Below are 16818 nucleotides of genomic sequence, written 5' to 3' on the forward strand. Positions count from 1 at the left end.
GAGTAAGTGGCTAATGGTCATTTACTCCCTTATTTTTTAAAAATCGAACAATTGAAAATAACCTTTACTTGTATTTACCTGTTTCTCTCGGTTACAGCCTTTGCTCAAATGAGTGAAACTGATTCTGTTAAAAAATTAAAAGAAGTAGTTGTTCGTGGCTATTATAATAACCAAACACGATTAAGATCAGTTTCATCTGTTAACCTGATCGACACTAATCTCATACGCAACCAGCCCAATACCTCACTCACCAGTACTCTTAATACCGTTCCTGGTTTGAGGATGGAAGAACGATCGCCCGGCAGTTACCGTTTATCTCTTCGGGGAAGTTTGCTCCGTTCACCATTTGGCATCAGAAATATTAAAATTTATATTGATGATTTCCCACTTACAGATGCTGGTGGAAATACTTATTTAAATGCAATTGATCCGGAATCCCTCACCAGTATTGAAGTATACAAAGGTCCTGAGGCGAGTATTTTTGGTGCCAATACGGGCGGTACGATTTTAATTACGCCCCTATCTGCCAATCAAAATGCTATTTCGGCAACTGTTACCGCCGGCTCTTATGGCTTATTTCATCAAACAGCAAACATTCAGCAGCAGTTTAAAAACTATAGCTTCAATTTGATGGAAGGTTATCAAAAAAGCGACGGATTCCGAGAAAACAGTGCCATGGAAAGAAAGTACATACAAACCAATCATCAGTGGGACTATAGCAATAAGGGAAATTTGAAGCTTTATGCTTTTTACAGTGATTTAAATTATGAAACGCCAGGCGGTTTAACGTTAACACAGTTTGAAAACAACCCCAAATCCGCCCGACCTGCAACAGCAACCATTCCGGGGGCAATAACACAGCAGGCGGCCATTTATAATAAAACGTTATTTACCGGTATTGCTAATAATTATCAGATCAGCAAAAGCTTTAAACACGTAGTTGCCTTATTTGGGAGTTATACAGATTTCAAAAATCCGTTTATTACCAATTATGAGAAACGTTATGAGCAAACACTGGGGTTAAGAACTTTTGTCGATTTTCAGCAACTGAAAGACAAACTCAAGTTTAATGCACAGCTTGGATTGGAAAGTGGTGCAACGAAGACCCAGATCAAAAATTTTGATAATAACGCAGGAACTCCCGCTGCGATGCAGGCGTCTGATCACGTGAGAGCGAACCAGAATTTCGCTTTTTTACGCCTGAATTTAGACATTAATGATAAGCTTTTAATTGAGTTGGCTTCCAGCCTGAATTTTTATAGATACCACTATGAGCGCTTTTTTCCAACAGTAGTAGCTGAAAAAGAAAGGAAGTTTGATGTAGAATTGATGCCTAAGTTAGCTGCATCTTATCTGATCACTAATGAACTTTCCATCAGAGGAACCATTAGTAAAGGTTATTCCCCTCCTACTATTGCGGAGGTAAGGGCTTCTGATAATAATATTAACAATAACCTACAGGCCGAATCAGGATGGAATTATGAAGGCGGCATCAGGTATAGTCTATCAAACAATCGGCTTTATCTGGCAGCAAATGTATTTCAATTCAATTTAAATGATGCTATTGTCAGGCGTTTGAATACAAATGACGCAGAGTTTTTCATCAATGCAGGCGGAACCTCACAGCGGGGCCTAGAAGTGGAAACTTCCTTCTGGCTGATCAGAAATCATCGTTCCTTTCTACATGCAATTGAAATCCGCAGTAGTTATACTTACAATCATTTTAGATTTAAAGAATTTTCAACAGGTAATTTAAATTTCGACGGCAATAAACTAACTGGTGTTCCATCAAATGTTGCAGTCTCCAGTTTGGATTTTCAATTTAGCAAAGGTTTGTATTTCTTTGCCCAGCATAATTATACTTCCTCAATTCCGCTGAATGATGGCAATACGGCATTTGCAAAGCACTATCATCTCGTTGAACTTAAAACAGGCATGCGTCATATCCATCTTAAAAAGGTTAACCTGGAGGTTTTTGGCGGGATAAATAATTTACTTGATCAAACCTATAGTTTAGGAAATGACTTAAATGCAATGGCTGGCAGATATTACAATGCTGCCCCGGGCATTAACTTTTACCTTGGCACATCTGTTAAACTCTAAAGACATAAAGTAATTGAGATTTAGCCAACTCAATTACTTTATGCTAAAGTTACCTAATTTGACAAATCGATTTCTTTAATGGCAACTTCACTCACCACAATGTCTGTTGTAAACTTTTTAGATCCGTCTTTCGCCACGTATGATCCTGATAATAATTTACCTTCAATGGTTAATCTGGTTCCTTTCTTGATCTGAGCAGAGGCAAGGTCGGCTTTATCATTCCAGAATGTTAGTGTAAACCAGTTTGTTTTTTTAACCTCTTCACCTGATGCATTCTTGTAATATTCATTTACAGCTAGATTTACTTTCGCCAATCTTTGATTTCCTGAAATGTTTCTTACCTCAGCGTCTGCTCCTGCAAAACCACTTAATACTACTTTGTTAATTGCACTTTCCATAATCTTTTAAATTTAAGTTTCTTAATCATTAATGAACAATAGCTTTCCTCGCTATCGACAGAACAAAGGTGCAGACAGTGAAAAAAATTATTCGGATGTTAAGCAGTTATAGTCGTTTATAAACGTTTATAAACGGATTTAGCAGGCCATTACTCTTCAATTTGATTTATAAGCCTTATTTAATTTATGATGAAAGTAAACAGCATAGGTATTTGTGTATGTTGTATTTCAATCATGATCAGATATTCAGATTCAGATAACTTTGTGGTAACGATCATTTCAAGCTTAAGCATCAATCAACTGTATGATATGCTGCTGAACATTTTTTTAAGATGACTGAGGTAACGGATTTAGTATGCAAACGGGAAAACAGAGGATTTATATTTCTTAAACCATTTCATATGCTTACATTTAGTGGTGAGATCACAAATTAACAGGCAAAAAAGTATTCAAAGAGGTCGATTAGTATTCTATTTTAATACTGAATTATTGATCAATAAAGTTTTTGAAAACCTCGTCTGGTTAATTTTTTTAGCCTTGCCTCTTTTGCCATTGATGAATAAGAGCAATAAACTAACATTTACTTCGCTTTGCCTCAGTGTGGCTTTTGTTATCTTCATGCTCGTTAGTCTTTATTTAATGAATCACTTGATCCTGATCAAAGGATCAAACCCTAACTTAAACCGGTTAAAGATGGTTCAAATTTTAAAACATAGATATCCATCGCTTAAAATAGATGATTCAGGGCAAAACATTATAAAATTTAAAAAGGAAACAGGACTCTTTACCTGGGGAAAGGAAATTACAGTGCTCTTTGAAGAAAAGCAGGTTTACATCAATTCGACCACATTAGGACGTTACCACATGAAATCTCCTGTTCATTCTATCTTCAACACCATCTCTATGCTACAAATCAGGAAAGATTTTCAACAGGCAGAAGCCCAGGGTAAATCTACAGCCCCTAACTAAAAGGATGTAATGCGTCATGATCGCATTTTGTACAAAGATAAAATTTTATTATTTTTAATCATCATCCCATAATATAAACCTGATTATATATATGGAACGCTTGTGTCTAGATTGTGGCGAGGCTGTTAAAGGCCGAACTGATAAAAAATTTTGTGATGATAGTTGTCGTAATAATTACAATAATCGTTTAAAGAGTGAAAACGGTATTGTATTTAACAGGATTAATTCAATTCTTAAAAAAAACCGTACACTTCTATCTAAATTTAACCCTGATGGGAAAGTTAAAATATCAAGAAAGAAAATGCTAAACGCCGGCTTCAACTTTGATTACCATACCCACATTTATCAAACTCAAAACGGCAAGTGTTATCTCTTTTGCTATGAATTTGGTTATCTGGCGTTAAATGATGATGACTTTCTTTTGGTAAAAAGAGAGGATAAGTTATAGTCAGATGCTGGTCATGCAATGGAACTTAGCAATTATCGGGTATCATCTACTTCATTTCTTTATTAGTTTTGCGGGTAAGAAATGAGGATATGAAAATACAAGAAGACATTAACTACCATAGAATTGCCGATGCGATTAAATATATCCAGTTAAACTTCAAAAAACAACCCAGTCTGGAAGAGATTGCTGAAAAGGCAAATTTAAGCCCATACCATTTTCAGCGGCTATTTAGCGAATGGGCAGGTACAAGTCCGAAGAGGTTTCTACAGTATATTAGCATTGGTTATGCGAAAAAATGCCTCAAAGAAAATCAGGCTTCGTTATTTGAAACGGCAATGGAAACCGGATTATCCGGAACCAGCAGGCTACATGATTTGTTTGTTAATATTGAAGGAATGACTCCCGGCGAATATAAAAACGGAGGTGCAAATTTAAATGTTAATTACAGCTTTGCTGAAACACCCTTTGGAAATATCATTGTGGCCGCAACACCAAAAGGCATTTGTCATCTGGTTTTTATAGAAAATGAGCAAATCGCACTAGCACAATTGATTTCCAAATTTCCAGCAGCAAATTTTCATCACCAGTTAGATCGCATGCAACAAAATGCGCTGTTTATTTTCCAGAATGACTGGTCCAAGTTACAGGAAATTAAACTCCATTTAAAAGGTACTGATTTTCAATTAAAAGTCTGGGAAACCTTATTAAAAATTCCGATGGGTAAGTTGTCCACTTATGGCAGCATTGCCAGCAAAATTCAAAATCCAAAAGCATGCCGGGCAGTGGGCACAGCCATTGGTGATAATCCTGTAGCATTTTTAATTCCCTGCCATCGGGTAATCCAGGCCAGTGGTGCGTTAGGGGGTTACCACTGGGGCACTGAGCGTAAAATGGTCATGATTGGCTGGGAGGCCGCAAAAACAGCGGAACAGCAAAATTTAAAGCGGTAAAAATGGATTTGTTTAGTACAATACAAGATGTTAATCACAACTTCCTTCCCTATGATGGAACAGTGCGGTATTTCGGGCAATTGTTTTCCATCGAAAAGGCGAATGCCTATTACGAAGCACTCCTGAATACCATTGAATGGAAAAATGATGAAGCTTACATCATGGGCAAACACATCATTACCAAAAGAAAGGTGGCCTGGTATGGCGATAAAAAATATGCTTATACCTATTCAAATGCGACTAAATATGCACTTCCGTGGACCATGGAATTAACTGAACTCAAACAAATTGCAGAGGAAAACACCAGATCAACCTACAATTCCTGCCTGTTAAACCTTTACCACAATGGAGATGAAGGCATGGCATACCACAGTGATGATGAAAAAGCCCTGGGCAAAAATACCAGTATTGCCTCAATGAGTTTTGGCGCCGAAAGAAAGTTTCTTTTTAAACATAAAACAACTAAAGAAACCATTGGCCTGTTTTTAGAAAACGGAAGTTTGCTGGAGATGAAAGATGCCACCCAAACGCATTGGCTACACCGTTTACCTCCAACAAAAAAGATCAGCACGCCAAGGATCAACCTTACCTTTCGATCAATGCTTGCCGGATAATGAACTACTTTTTAAATTCGCTGATGTCTACAATCCGGTCATCATCTGGATTTTGCTTTAAAAAAGATGCCCCTTTTGCATTGGTAGCCCAGCTATAACCCTTTCTGATTTCATTGGCCACATTGCCAGATTGCATCACATTGGCAGGAAGTTTAAGTGTAGCCGTTTCTCCTGTACGGTAATTAACCTGATAAAGCGCGTTGCCGGTTAAAAAAACCAGGGTTTGCTTATCTGATGAATTGAATAAAAAATCGCCTTGAATGCGTTCACTTTCATTTTGTCTTTTGATGGGATAAATCTTCCCATTCACCAAAGCAATGGTAAAATCATTATTCACAATAATATTGCTTAAACTCATCTCCTCTATTCCCTTGGTATATTTTTTATCACTTTTCCCTGCTGATGCCTTGTATAAACTGGTTACACCAACTTTGCCGTCCTTTAAAGAAATCACATAAAATGGAGAAACCAGGCCTGAACCATCTTCAACCTGAACCAATGCAGCAGTTTTCTGTGTATTGATAAACCTGGCTTGTTTAAACTGATTGGCTAAAGGCTTAGGCTTATCCTGAATCGCTATAGTGGTATCTTTAAACTGAATGGTAAAAGTTTCCCTGTCTTCAGGTTTTGAGGGCTCAACAGTGACAATATTTAAGATTTCATTTTTAACCTTTGGAAATTCATTAAAATCCTCATTGGTGTAGGCTTTAGGAACATAAGTTTGTTCCAGCTTGCTTTGCTTACAGGCGAATAAACTGATGGAAAGCAGAATGGCGAATGCTGTAGTTTTCATAGATTTTATTGTCGCTTTTTTTTTGCTAATTTATTATCTTTATTTATTACCTCCGATTAAAAATTTAGTTTTATATCATTTACCCTCAAATAAATTATTGGATTAATTTTTGTTGATCATCAGAAATCGCAATACTTATGAAAAATTTATTTATCCTTGGCATTAGCCTCTGTCTTTTTAGTGCCTGTCTGGAAAAAAACGATCCAAAGAAATTAGCACATACCAAATGGGAATTAACTGAATTGCCAGGACTTACCTTACCTGCGAATGCTAAAGCAACACTTAATTTTGGTGATAGCTTGAAAGTTAGCGGTAAATCTTTTTGTAATTCCTATGGAGGAAAAATTGAAAAAGCAGATCGCAGGATTAAATTGCAAGATGTCATCAGTACCAGGATGTTTTGCCAGGAAACAGATGCGGCCGAACGTGCATATGTACAAGCCATTAACCAGGTAAACCAGGCGAAAGTAACGGATGGGAAACTAACCCTGCTGAATGACGAAAAAGTGCTGCTCGTGTTTAAAAAGGCGGATTAAATAACAAAAACAGATACAAAGGATTACGAATAAAGTATTTTGAGTATTTTCGGGGCTTTAAGAATGAAACATGCTGTTAAAACTAAAGGATAAATTAAGCTTCTTTTTCTCTACTTCGAAAAATGCATTTATCTTATTTCAACAAAACGATCCATTAAGATTAGCTGGCGCAACGGCATTCTTTACCAATTTTGCGCTTCCACCGATATTGATTATTCTCATCCGCTTATTTGGTATGTTTACCGACAGGCGTATTTTATTCACTAATATTTTTCAGCGTCTGGCCAACATCCTGGATGAAGACAGTATTAAACAGATCAAATTAACCCTTCGCAATATCAGGGGAATTGATCAGGCCTGGTATATTACTTTATTCAGTTTCGTATTTTTTCTGTTTGTTGCCACTACCCTTTTTAATGTGATTAAAAATTCTTTAGAGCAAATTTGGAATATTGGCAATAAGGATAAGAAAGGCATCATTAATACCCTTAAATCAAGAGCGATATCTGTTACGATAATCCTCTTTGCCGGAATCTTATTTTTTATCGGCTTACTGGCAGATAGTGTTCAGGCCATTATCGGTGCCTATTTAAAAAGCAGTTCACCGTCATTTAGTCTGATATTAACCTCCATACTGAATCAAATCATCTTTGTTATTATTGTTACTACCTGGTTTACGATGCTGTTCAGATACCTTACCAATGGCAGACCCACCTGGAAAGCAGCCATTTCAGGAGGCTTACTTACCGGCTGTCTTTTTACCGTGGGTAAATATATTTTAAGGATTTTGCTTCCACTGAGTAATATCAGCAACATTTATGGATCAGCCGGATCTATTATTGTGATTATGCTTTTTGTATTTTACTCTTCACTTATATTTTATTTTGGCGCTTCATTTATTAAAGCCTTAAGTATAGGAAGAGAAACGCCAATTGTTCCTAAAAACGGTTCTTATGCGTATGAGCTGACAGAGGTTGATCTCTAAATAAACATCATAAAAAAGGGCAGATCAAATGTCTGCCCTCTCCTATACTGATTATTTAGTATCAGGTTAAAAAATTCTATATCCCAAACCAACGGTAAACAAATTCAGCTTTGTTCCAGGGTAACCATCTTTATTTAATTTAGACAAGCCCAATTCGTAACGCGCATCGATGCTTAATTTCTTAATATCAAGTGCTGCACCAAATTGCCATGCAAATGCCTGATTTTTAAAGTTTCCATTAAAAACATTTCCGGTAGCCTGACCAAAACTTTGTTTTTCGTCTAAAATAAATGAAACCATTGGTCCGGTGTTTAATCTAACGCCAACACCCAAAGCACCAATTTTAGTTCCAACCAATAACGGAACATCCAAACTGGTAAAACTCACTTTATTTACCTGACCTGTTGCATCACTAACCAGGTTCGTTTTCTTACCTGAGATGTAAAGCTCTGGTTGAAAATGAACGCCTGCTCCACCAATCCTTGCCCACAAACCGCCGTAAAAACCGGCACGATTATCACTACTGAAAGTATTATCGCTATCAAACTTTGAAAAATTTGCTCCGGCTTTTAAACCTAGCTGGAAGGTTGGTAATACCTGTGCGCTTGCAAAAAAACAAGCAAATAAACAGGCAATAGTTAATGATAAAGATTTCATATAAAATAGGGTTAAGTTAAATTAGCCAGTTGCATTGTTGATGGCTTCTTGTTCTTTCAAGGCATCAACATTGTTCTTATCGCCAAAATTTTGTGTTTTGCCTGCAAAGTAATCTAAAATTCCTGATATAGTGTCTAAGTTATCTGCTAAATTTTGGTGGATATCCGGTAAATCCTTTTCTAACCTGCCATCGCCTAGTTCGATATTATCCACTTCAATTTTGCCAATTTTTTGGATCAGTGCTGTTTGCGAATTTTGTAAATCCTCTAACTCACGCACAATCTTTTCCATCAATTCGAATTTCTGTAAGGTATTCATAGGTTCTTTATTTAAATTTATACTAATATTCTTATAAACCCACACGCACCCAATTTGTTTTTATTTACCTCATCTTCCAGAAAAATTTGGAATCATCACTTATAACTAATAAATTAGTTTAAAATATTGAAGTGATGAAAAATATATTTTACTTCCTGCTGCTCATGGTATTTTCCCAACAGTGTGATGCTCAGTCTGCGCTTGTTAATAAGGAAAAATTATTCGATCTGTATCAAAATCAGAAATATGCAGATGCCGCTTTATATTTAAAAAGCATATTCACAGACAGTACAACCGATCAAAAAGCGCTCACCCAAATAGGTTATTGTTTTTTGATGGCGGGCAACAATGTAGAAGCCGAGAAATATTATAGCAAGGCATACCAGCTCCAACCGCAAAGTCTGCCTATTCTATTTAGTCTTGGGAGTATCAGCACCCGGCGGGGAAACCAACAAATGGCGAAAAAATACTATGGCGAAATCGTTCAAATAGACAGCAATAATTTTAGTGTTTATAAGCTTCTCGCTAATTTATATCCTTCAGTAAAAGACTCTATGAAGCTGGTTTACCTCCTTAAGGCAAACCGGCTTAATCCCAATGAAGCAGATATTGCGGTTGACCTGGCAGAAGTACACGACGTAAGCCAGGAATATGAAAAGGCTTATCATGTGCTGGATGTCGCCATTAAGGCAGACAGTGAAAACCTGGTATTGCAAAAAGCAAAACTTCCCCTGGCCAATCAGCTAAAAAAATACCAGGAAGTGATTACTTCCGGCGAAATGTTATTAAAAGACGGAGATGATGCCAGCGTAATTAAAGACGTAGCAAAAGCCTACTATTACACTAAAAAATATAATCAGGCCATTAATTATTTTTCCAGACTTGAAAAACTTTTGATGCAAAATGAAAACACTTTATATTTTACCAGCTTAAGTTATCGATACCTTAAAAATTATAAAATGGCCGCAGTTTACGCCAGGAGAACAATTGAGGAGGCCATCTCTCCAAATACGGCAAGTTACTATGCATTATTAGGCTTAAGTTATGAAGAGAATAATCAATTTAAGTTAGCCAATGCAGCCTATAAAAAAGGATTACAGTTTAAGGTAATGCCAACACTTTACTATCGCCTGGCCACACTTTATGATACCAAACTGAAACAGACTAAACCTGCTCTAAATTATTATAAGCTTTATCTCGGCAGTAAACCTCATGCAGAAGATGATCATTCAGAAATTAAGTTTGCCAAAGAAAGAATAGCACAATTGCACCTGACTGATTAGACCAGATCTTCAAAAACCGGTTTCACATGATCCCAGAAATCATCCAGCGCAATAATTCTTGGCTTAAAAAATGAAATGAGTGCTGGCCAGTGTTGCTGGTTAAAAATGCTTACTTCAGGTAAAGTAATTGATATCTGACTGATCGTTTTTCCGTAATCATCCGTAAAATCTCTCCTCCAGTCCCACTCCTCTTCTAAGGTATTGATGAGCATTAATTTGAATTCTTCAAACTGATCAAAAATGAGGTGGCGAATATCCTGATCTGAATGAGACAACTGAATAGCAATTGTTGCCTTTTTATTGTCAACATCCATTTTGAAGAAGATATTTTTTACGCCTGTTTTATAATTGATCCAATGAACCGTGCTGCCACTTGCCGAAGGCACAGGTTTCATGTACTGCCCAAAACTAATCCAGAACTGTTGCCTTAACCTGGCCGCTTCATCTTTACTGTACATCCCGATTGATTAAAAGGCAATTATTTATTCATTAATCTGGCCACGTACTTGCCAATAATATCAAACTCTAAATTAACGGTATCCCCAACATGTACTTCCTGCAGGTTAGTATGCTCAAAAGTGTATGGAATAATAAAGACCGAAAATTCGTTATCAGCAGAATTTACAACCGTTAAGCTAATCCCGTTTACACAGGCCGATCCTTTTTCTACCGTTACATTTCCTGTACCTGCATCATATTTAAAACGATATTCCCAGCTACCGTCCAGTTCTTCCCGTTTAACACAAACAGCTGTCTGGTCAACATGCCCCTGCACAATATGGCCATCCAAACGCGCATTCATTTGCATACACCTTTCCAGGTTTATCCGGCTACCCACCTTTAAATTAATTAAACTGCTTTTGCGCAATGTTTCGTCAATAGCCGTTACCGTGTGCGCCCCATCCTGAAGCGATACCACTGTAAGGCACACACCATTATGCGCCACACTCTGATCTATTTTGAGTTCGTGGCTAATGGCTGATGAAATGGTAAAATGAATATTGGTATGATCATTTTTAATGGCGGTAACTTCGCCGAGTGTTTCTATGATTCCGGTAAACATGTGTTATCAGTGTTGAGATTTCATTTTGCCATTGATAAAGTAACGGCCTGATGAAACCTGAATTAATATTTTAATCTGTTTTTTCTCCAGTTGGATGATGGTGGAGACACCTGCACAGGCGCTTCCTTAAATACATCCTTTTTAAAGAATTTTGTAGCAACAATTGCAGCAATCATCGCTTCCTCTTCATTTATTGCTTTTAATTCATCTGGTCTGAAATAGTTAGCAACAAAATGGGTATCAAAATTTCCGCTTTTAAAGGCTTCATGCTGCATGACAAATTTACCAAAAGCCAGTGTAGTTTCTATCCCGGTAATCTCATATTCTGCTATTGCCCTCAACATTCTGGATATGGCTTCCTCCCGATCCTTTCCATACGTAATCAATTTGGCAATCATCGGGTCATAATAAATCGGGATTTCCATGCCTTGTTCAAAACCATCATCCACCCTTACACCATTGCCTTTTGGTATTTTATAGGTTTGAAGCGTTCCGATATCCGGAAGGAAATTATGATTGGGATCTTCTGCATATACGCGAAGTTCAACTGCATGGCCATTAATTTTTAAATCATCCTGACCAAAACTTAGAGGCTTTCCTTCAGCAATTTTGATTTGCTCTTTTACCAAATCAACACCGGTAATAAATTCCGTAACAGGATGTTCCACCTGCAAGCGCGTATTCATTTCCAGAAAGAAAAAATCATGATTTTCATCGAGGATAAATTCTACAGTTCCGGCACCGGTATAATGTACAGAGCGGGCTACATCAATTGCACATTTACCCATTTTTTCCCTGATTTCAGTTGAAAGAACAGATGAAGGGGCTTCTTCCACCACCTTCTGGTGCCGGCGCTGCACGGAACATTCCCGTTCAAACAGATGAACAATGTTACCATGATGATCTCCAAGAATTTGAATTTCGATATGTCTTGGTGAAGTAACATAGCGTTCTATAAACACGGCCCCATCACCAAATGCAGATGTAGCCTCGCTCACGGCCAGATCCATCTGTTCTTCAAAATCAGACACACTTTCCACAATCCGCATACCTTTTCCACCACCACCTGCAGCAGCTTTGATCAGAATAGGAAAGCCTACTTCAACTGCCCTTTCTTTTGCTTCATTTACATTGGTAATGGCTTCTTCCGTTCCGGGAACCATGGGGATGTTATATTTCAAGGCAGCTGCTTTTGCCGATAATTTATTGCCCATGATTTCCATGGCCACTGCAGATGGGCCAATCAAAATTAATCCGGCATCTGCTACCATTTTCGCAAAGCCTGCATTTTCAGATAAAAAACCATAACCAGGATGAATGGCTTCAGCACCGGTTTTTTTACAGGCATCAATAATTTTTTCACCAACCAGATAACTCTGGTTAGATGGTGCCGGTCCGATAAATATGGCTTCATCGGCATAACGTACATGCAACGCATTGCGATCAGCTTCAGAAAAAACAGCTACCGTTTTAATCCCCATTTCTTTTGCCGAACGCATAATGCGCAGCGCAATTTCGCCCCGGTTGGCAATGAGGATTTTTGAAATCGATATCGGGAGGTTAGAATTTTCAGGCATTTGGCAATTTACTTTATTTAATACAATAATTGGTGAACAAGCGGTGCCATAACTACTGGCTGTCAACTTTACTACAAATGTACTATGATTTCAATGGCACGGTCAATCATTTCAGCGCTCAGATCCAAATGCGTTACCAGCCGCACTGTACTGGCACTCGTTGTACCGCACAGCAATCCTTTATCTTTGAGCTGATTTGCAATTTTCTCTGCCGTTCCCGCAGCCACCTCAAAAATAACAATATTGGTTTCAACCGGCATTACAGAAAGCACATATTTTGTACGTAACAGTGCTTCAGCTATTGCCCCGGCATGTTGATGATCCTCCTGAAGGCGCTCGATGTGATGATCCAGCGCATAAATCCCTGCTGCGGCCAAAAAGCCTGCCTGGCGCATTCCACCACCAAAAGCCTTTCTAATTTTACGGGCTTTCCTGATTATATCCTTATTGCCCAGTAATACCGATCCCACCGGCGCACCCAAACCTTTTGATAAACAAACCGACATCCCATCGAAATACTTGCCATACTCATGTGCCTTATCGCCTGTGGCCACCAAGGCATTAAAAATCCGGGCACCATCCAGGTGCAGTTTTAACCCTTTAATATTACAGAGATGATGAATAGGTGCAATCTGCTTCAGGTCATAACATTTTCCACCACCTTTATTTACCGTATTTTCCAGTACCACTAAACTGGAATCCGGATAATGGATATTATCTTCATTAATTTCAGGCTCAATTAATTCAGGCGTCAGAATGCCCCTATCGCCATACAGCAACCTGACGGAAGCACCAGAATGAAAGGCAATGCCACCAATTTCATAACGGTAAACATGTGCCGTTTGGTCGCAGATAACCTCATCCATGGGTTTCGTAAAACACTTGATCGCAATCTGGTTGGTCATGGTACCTGACGGACAAAACAATCCTGCTTCCATATGAAAAATCTGGCAGAGTTTTTCTTCCAATGCAGCAACTGTTTCATCTTCACCAAAAACATCATCACCTACCCGGGCAGTCATCATGGCATCCAGCATGCCTGGCGTTGGCCGGGTTACCGTATCGCTCCGAAAATCTAAAAAGTTATTATTCATTTGCACTTAAATTGTAAAATATTCTTGACGATTAAAAAAAAGCCTAATGCCTTTTCAAGTATAATAATAAGGTTTTAAGGCGATTGAAGCCCCTATATAGTGTATTTTTTACACACTTAAATTTCAACAACAATAAATTGTTAAAAAATTATTAAAAAAAAAGATACAAAATATAAGAGTTTTTATACTTTTATCGTGCTAAAACCAAAAAATAAATAAAATGATAGTAATTGCAGACGGTGGATCAACCAAAACAAATTGGTGTCTGATCAACGAAGCCGGCAGAAAAATCTACTTTAATACCGAGGGTTACAATCCATATTTTTCTAAGGGAGAATACATTGTAAAGTCTCTAAATGAAACCCTTCCAGACCACTTGGAAAGAGAAAAATTAACTGCTGTTTATTATTACGGTGCTGGATGCTCTACCCCTGGTAATGTAAAGATTGTGACTGATGCCATGAAGCAGATTTTCACCAATGCCGAAATTTTTGTTGGTCATGACCTTCTAGCTTCCTGCAGAGCACTTTTGGGTAACGAGCCCGGATTTGCAGCTATATTAGGAACCGGTACCAATTCCTGCCTGTATGACGGAAAAGATATTACCCTTAATATAGATTCATTAGGTTATTTCCTGGGTGATGAAGGTAGCGGTTCATTTATTGGGAAACGCATTTTAAGCGACTATATGAAAGGCTATATGCCAAAAGGCTTACGTGAAGCTTTTTATGATAATTATGCTTTAACAAATGAAGATATTTTTGATAATATTTACAATAAGCCTTTGCCAAACCGTTTCTGCGCCAGCTTCAGTAAATTCTTATACGACTTCAAAGATAACTATGAAGACTATGCTTTCAGCACTATAGATTATGCCTTTACTTCATTTTTTGAAGCTTTGGTGATTCACTATCCAAACTATAAAGACCACAAATTAAACTGTGTAGGTTCTGTAGGTTACAGCTTTCGCGATATTTTAAGTATTGTTGCTGACCGTTATGAAATGGGGGTTGGTAAAATTATCCGTTCACCTATAGATGATTTAGTTCATTACCATTTGGAAACAGCTAAGAAGGGGTAGTTTAGAGTACTGAGTTTGGAGTCTTTAGTCTGGAGTCATGAGTTTCAAGTAATTAGTCCAAAGTTTTTAAAACCATAAAAAAGGTCCCGATTGAAAATTCAATCGGGACCTTTTTCTTTTTATAGTAATGTGGTCTTTATTCTTTGCTCGGCAATCCTTTTCTTAAAAGGAAATTTCCTTGCCAAACAATTTGGCGTATTTGCGTTTATCAAAACGATAAAGCGTAGCTGCACGATAAGATACACCTTTTTGTTTTTCGTCGAGTTCTTTCAACACGCCAAAGCTTACAATCTTTTTTCTAAAGTTGCGCTTATCCAGTTTTTTACCGAGAATCAGTTCATATACATGTTGCAACTGGGTGAGGGTAAATTTTTCGGGCAGCAACTCAAACGCGATTGGCTGGTGTTTAATCCTTCGCTTGATTTTTTCCAGGCCCTTATCATAAATCTTCTGGTGATCGAAAGCCAGTTTAGGTAAATCCGTAATGGGTAACCATTTGGCACGTTTCGCATAGGTACTGATCGGACGGGGTTCTTTATCACCACCTAAACGGATAAGTGCATAATAGGCCAGGGTAATTACCCTACCCTGCGGGTGCCTGTTTGGATCACCAAAAGCATAATATTGCTCCATGTAAATTCCACGCAGACTGGTCAGCTCATATAATATACGCGATGCGGATTGATCTAAACTTTCATCTGCACCCACGATATTACCAGGCAAGGCCCACCAATCTTTAAACGGCTCTTCATTTCTTTCGATGAGTAAGATTTTAAGCTCCTTACCATCAAACCCAAACAACACGCAATCTATCGAGAATACAGAATCTAAATGAGGTAAAATTTGTTCCAAAGTAAAATTTAATTATTTTAAACAGATAAAGGTATGACTTTCAATATTAAGTAAAAAAAATAAAAAAAATTACTTAGTGTAAAAATTACACACTATATTCGTATCATAGATGGAGCCAAATATTAAAAACATAGCTGTACTTACTTCCGGTGGCGATGCCCCGGGAATGAATGCAGCCATTAGAGCTGTTGTTCGAACCGGAATTTACCATGGCATCAACATGTTTGGTGTAATGCAGGGATACCAGGGTTTGATTAAGGACAATATAAAATCGATGGACGCCCGTTCTGTAAGTAATATTTTACACTTAGGGGGTACCATTTTAAAAACTGCACGCTGCCTGGAGTTTAAAACTGATGAAGGTCAGCAAATTGCCTACCAGAATTTAAAGAAAAATAACATTGACGGTTTAGTGGTTATTGGCGGTGATGGCACTTTTACAGGCGCAAAACGTTTCTCAGAAACTTTTGGCGTAAAGGTAATTGGTATACCTGGAACGATTGATAATGACCTGGCAGGTTCTGATTTTACATTGGGTTATGATACCGCAATCAATACTGTCATTGAAGCAATAGATAAAATCAGGGATACCGCAGATGCGCACGACAGGTTGTTTTTTATAGAAGTAATGGGCAGGGATTCGGGATGTATTGCACTAAGAAGTTCAATAGCCAGTGGTGCCGAAGCCGTTTTATTACCTGAAAGGGCAACCAGTGTGGATGAGCTGATTACTAAACTTGCCCTGGGTGCGGCTACAAAAAAATCATCAAGCATAGTTATTGTTGCCGAAGGACATAAACAAGGCGGTGCTTATGATATTGCCAAGAAAGTAAAAGAAACTTTTGACCATTATGATACTAAAGTTACCATACTTGGACACCTTCAGCGCGGCGGCAGCCCGAGCAGCTTTGACCGTATTTTAGGAAGCAGACTTGGTTTCGCAGCCGTAAATGCACTCATTGCCGGAGAAAGCGGACAAATGGTAGGTTTACACGGCAATGCAGTTAAATTAACCAGCATCACAGAAGCGTTAACTGCACACAGCTTCAAGCTTGAGCCGGATTTAATGGAAATGACAGAAGTTTTATCAATTTAAT

General features: G+C 38.0%; 20 protein-coding genes. 10 read left to right on the top strand and 10 right to left on the bottom strand.

Going from position 1 to position 16818, the window contains the following annotated elements:
* Window positions 1–51 precede the first annotated feature (51 nt).
* Window positions 52–2103, top strand: a complete 2052-nt coding sequence (locus OQX64_RS11065; RefSeq protein ID WP_265818805.1) for a TonB-dependent receptor — start codon at window positions 52–54, stop codon at window positions 2101–2103.
* Window positions 2104–2156: 53 nt separating this feature from the next.
* Here OQX64_RS11065 and OQX64_RS11070 read toward each other — a convergent pair whose 3' ends face one another.
* Both OQX64_RS11070 and OQX64_RS11075 read right to left on the bottom strand, forming a co-directional pair.
* Window positions 2157–2501, bottom strand: a complete 345-nt coding sequence (locus OQX64_RS11070; protein ID WP_088300023.1) for a single-stranded DNA-binding protein — start codon at window positions 2499–2501, stop codon at window positions 2157–2159.
* A 470-nt stretch (window positions 2502–2971) separates the two neighbouring features.
* The gene (locus OQX64_RS11075) at window positions 2972–3121 is read right to left on the bottom strand and encodes a hypothetical protein (protein WP_265818806.1); all 150 of its coding nucleotides are present in this window, start codon (window positions 3119–3121) and stop codon (window positions 2972–2974) included.
* A gap of 73 nt (window positions 3122–3194) precedes the next feature.
* Between OQX64_RS11075 and OQX64_RS11080 the strand changes: the two genes are divergently transcribed.
* The 4 genes from OQX64_RS11080 to OQX64_RS11095 all read left to right on the top strand — a co-directional run bounded on the left by OQX64_RS11080 (window position 3195) and on the right by OQX64_RS11095 (window position 5482).
* Window positions 3195–3470, top strand: coding sequence for a hypothetical protein (locus OQX64_RS11080; RefSeq protein WP_265818807.1), 276 nt, complete (start codon window positions 3195–3197; stop codon window positions 3468–3470).
* A 91-nt stretch (window positions 3471–3561) separates the two neighbouring features.
* A complete protein-coding gene (locus OQX64_RS11085; RefSeq protein WP_088300025.1) occupies window positions 3562–3918 on the top strand; it encodes a hypothetical protein in 357 nt (118 codons plus the stop codon).
* Between the two features lie 89 nt (window positions 3919–4007).
* Window positions 4008–4868, top strand: a complete 861-nt coding sequence (locus OQX64_RS11090) for a methylated-DNA--[protein]-cysteine S-methyltransferase (RefSeq protein WP_265818808.1) — start codon at window positions 4008–4010, stop codon at window positions 4866–4868.
* A 2-nt stretch (window positions 4869–4870) separates the two neighbouring features.
* The gene (locus OQX64_RS11095; RefSeq protein ID WP_088300027.1) at window positions 4871–5482 is read left to right on the top strand and encodes an alpha-ketoglutarate-dependent dioxygenase AlkB family protein; all 612 of its coding nucleotides are present in this window, start codon (window positions 4871–4873) and stop codon (window positions 5480–5482) included.
* A gap of 4 nt (window positions 5483–5486) precedes the next feature.
* On the opposite strand, the gene OQX64_RS11100 is transcribed toward OQX64_RS11095, so the two are convergent.
* A complete protein-coding gene (locus OQX64_RS11100) occupies window positions 5487–6275 on the bottom strand; it encodes a hypothetical protein (RefSeq protein WP_265818809.1) in 789 nt (262 codons plus the stop codon).
* A 137-nt stretch (window positions 6276–6412) separates the two neighbouring features.
* On the opposite strand from OQX64_RS11100, the gene OQX64_RS11105 reads away from it, so the two are divergent.
* Together OQX64_RS11105 and OQX64_RS11110 are read left to right on the top strand one after the other, a co-directional pair.
* Entirely contained in the window at window positions 6413–6811 is a 399-nt protein-coding gene (locus OQX64_RS11105) for an META domain-containing protein (RefSeq protein WP_088300029.1), read from the top strand.
* A gap of 70 nt (window positions 6812–6881) precedes the next feature.
* On the top strand, window positions 6882–7796 hold the full coding sequence (locus tag OQX64_RS11110) for a YihY/virulence factor BrkB family protein (RefSeq protein ID WP_265818810.1): 915 nt from the start codon (window positions 6882–6884) through the stop codon (window positions 7794–7796).
* A gap of 66 nt (window positions 7797–7862) precedes the next feature.
* On the opposite strand, the gene OQX64_RS11115 is transcribed toward OQX64_RS11110, so the two are convergent.
* Both OQX64_RS11115 and OQX64_RS11120 read right to left on the bottom strand, forming a co-directional pair.
* Window positions 7863–8453, bottom strand: a complete 591-nt coding sequence (locus OQX64_RS11115) for a porin family protein (protein WP_088300031.1) — start codon at window positions 8451–8453, stop codon at window positions 7863–7865.
* A gap of 21 nt (window positions 8454–8474) precedes the next feature.
* Complete coding sequence (locus tag OQX64_RS11120) at window positions 8475–8771, bottom strand: hypothetical protein (protein WP_265818811.1); 297 nt, start codon at window positions 8769–8771, stop codon at window positions 8475–8477.
* 134 nt (window positions 8772–8905) lie between these two features.
* On the opposite strand from OQX64_RS11120, the gene OQX64_RS11125 reads away from it, so the two are divergent.
* Window positions 8906–10054 carry a tetratricopeptide repeat protein gene (locus OQX64_RS11125; protein ID WP_265818812.1) on the top strand — a complete coding sequence of 383 codons (1149 nt, stop codon included), beginning with the start codon at window positions 8906–8908 and terminating at the stop codon, window positions 10052–10054.
* Here OQX64_RS11125 and OQX64_RS11130 read toward each other — a convergent pair.
* The 4 genes from OQX64_RS11130 to OQX64_RS11145 form a co-directional block, all read right to left on the bottom strand.
* Window positions 10051–10512: a DUF4268 domain-containing protein gene (locus OQX64_RS11130; RefSeq protein WP_265818813.1), complete on the bottom strand. Its 462-nt coding sequence runs from the start codon at window positions 10510–10512 to the stop codon at window positions 10051–10053. The two genes, OQX64_RS11125 and OQX64_RS11130, sit on opposite strands and share 4 nt — an antisense overlap.
* A gap of 20 nt (window positions 10513–10532) precedes the next feature.
* Window positions 10533–11117 (bottom strand): riboflavin synthase, encoded by a 585-nt coding sequence (locus OQX64_RS11135; RefSeq protein WP_088300035.1) that lies wholly within the window; start codon window positions 11115–11117, stop codon window positions 10533–10535.
* Between the two features lie 62 nt (window positions 11118–11179).
* Complete coding sequence (gene accC / locus OQX64_RS11140) at window positions 11180–12694, bottom strand: acetyl-CoA carboxylase biotin carboxylase subunit (RefSeq protein ID WP_265818814.1); 1515 nt, start codon at window positions 12692–12694, stop codon at window positions 11180–11182.
* Window positions 12695–12765: 71 nt separating this feature from the next.
* The gene (locus tag OQX64_RS11145) at window positions 12766–13788 is read right to left on the bottom strand and encodes a threonine aldolase family protein (protein WP_265818815.1); all 1023 of its coding nucleotides are present in this window, start codon (window positions 13786–13788) and stop codon (window positions 12766–12768) included.
* Window positions 13789–14008: 220 nt separating this feature from the next.
* Here OQX64_RS11145 and OQX64_RS11150 point away from each other — a divergent pair, with 220 nt between their 5' ends.
* Window positions 14009–14869 (top strand): N-acetylglucosamine kinase, encoded by an 861-nt coding sequence (locus OQX64_RS11150; RefSeq protein ID WP_088300038.1) that lies wholly within the window; start codon window positions 14009–14011, stop codon window positions 14867–14869.
* 162 nt (window positions 14870–15031) lie between these two features.
* Here the strand turns inward: OQX64_RS11150 and OQX64_RS11155 are convergent, their stop codons facing one another.
* Window positions 15032–15721 (bottom strand): NUDIX hydrolase, encoded by a 690-nt coding sequence (locus OQX64_RS11155; protein WP_088300039.1) that lies wholly within the window; start codon window positions 15719–15721, stop codon window positions 15032–15034.
* A 109-nt stretch (window positions 15722–15830) separates the two neighbouring features.
* Between OQX64_RS11155 and pfkA the strand changes: the two genes are divergently transcribed.
* Window positions 15831–16817, top strand: a complete 987-nt coding sequence (pfkA, locus tag OQX64_RS11160) for a 6-phosphofructokinase (protein WP_088300040.1) — start codon at window positions 15831–15833, stop codon at window positions 16815–16817.
* The last annotated feature ends 1 nt before the right edge of the window (window position 16818 follow it).

The organism is Pedobacter sp. GR22-10 (assembly GCF_026239715.1).
Taxonomy (GTDB): domain Bacteria; phylum Bacteroidota; class Bacteroidia; order Sphingobacteriales; family Sphingobacteriaceae; genus Pedobacter.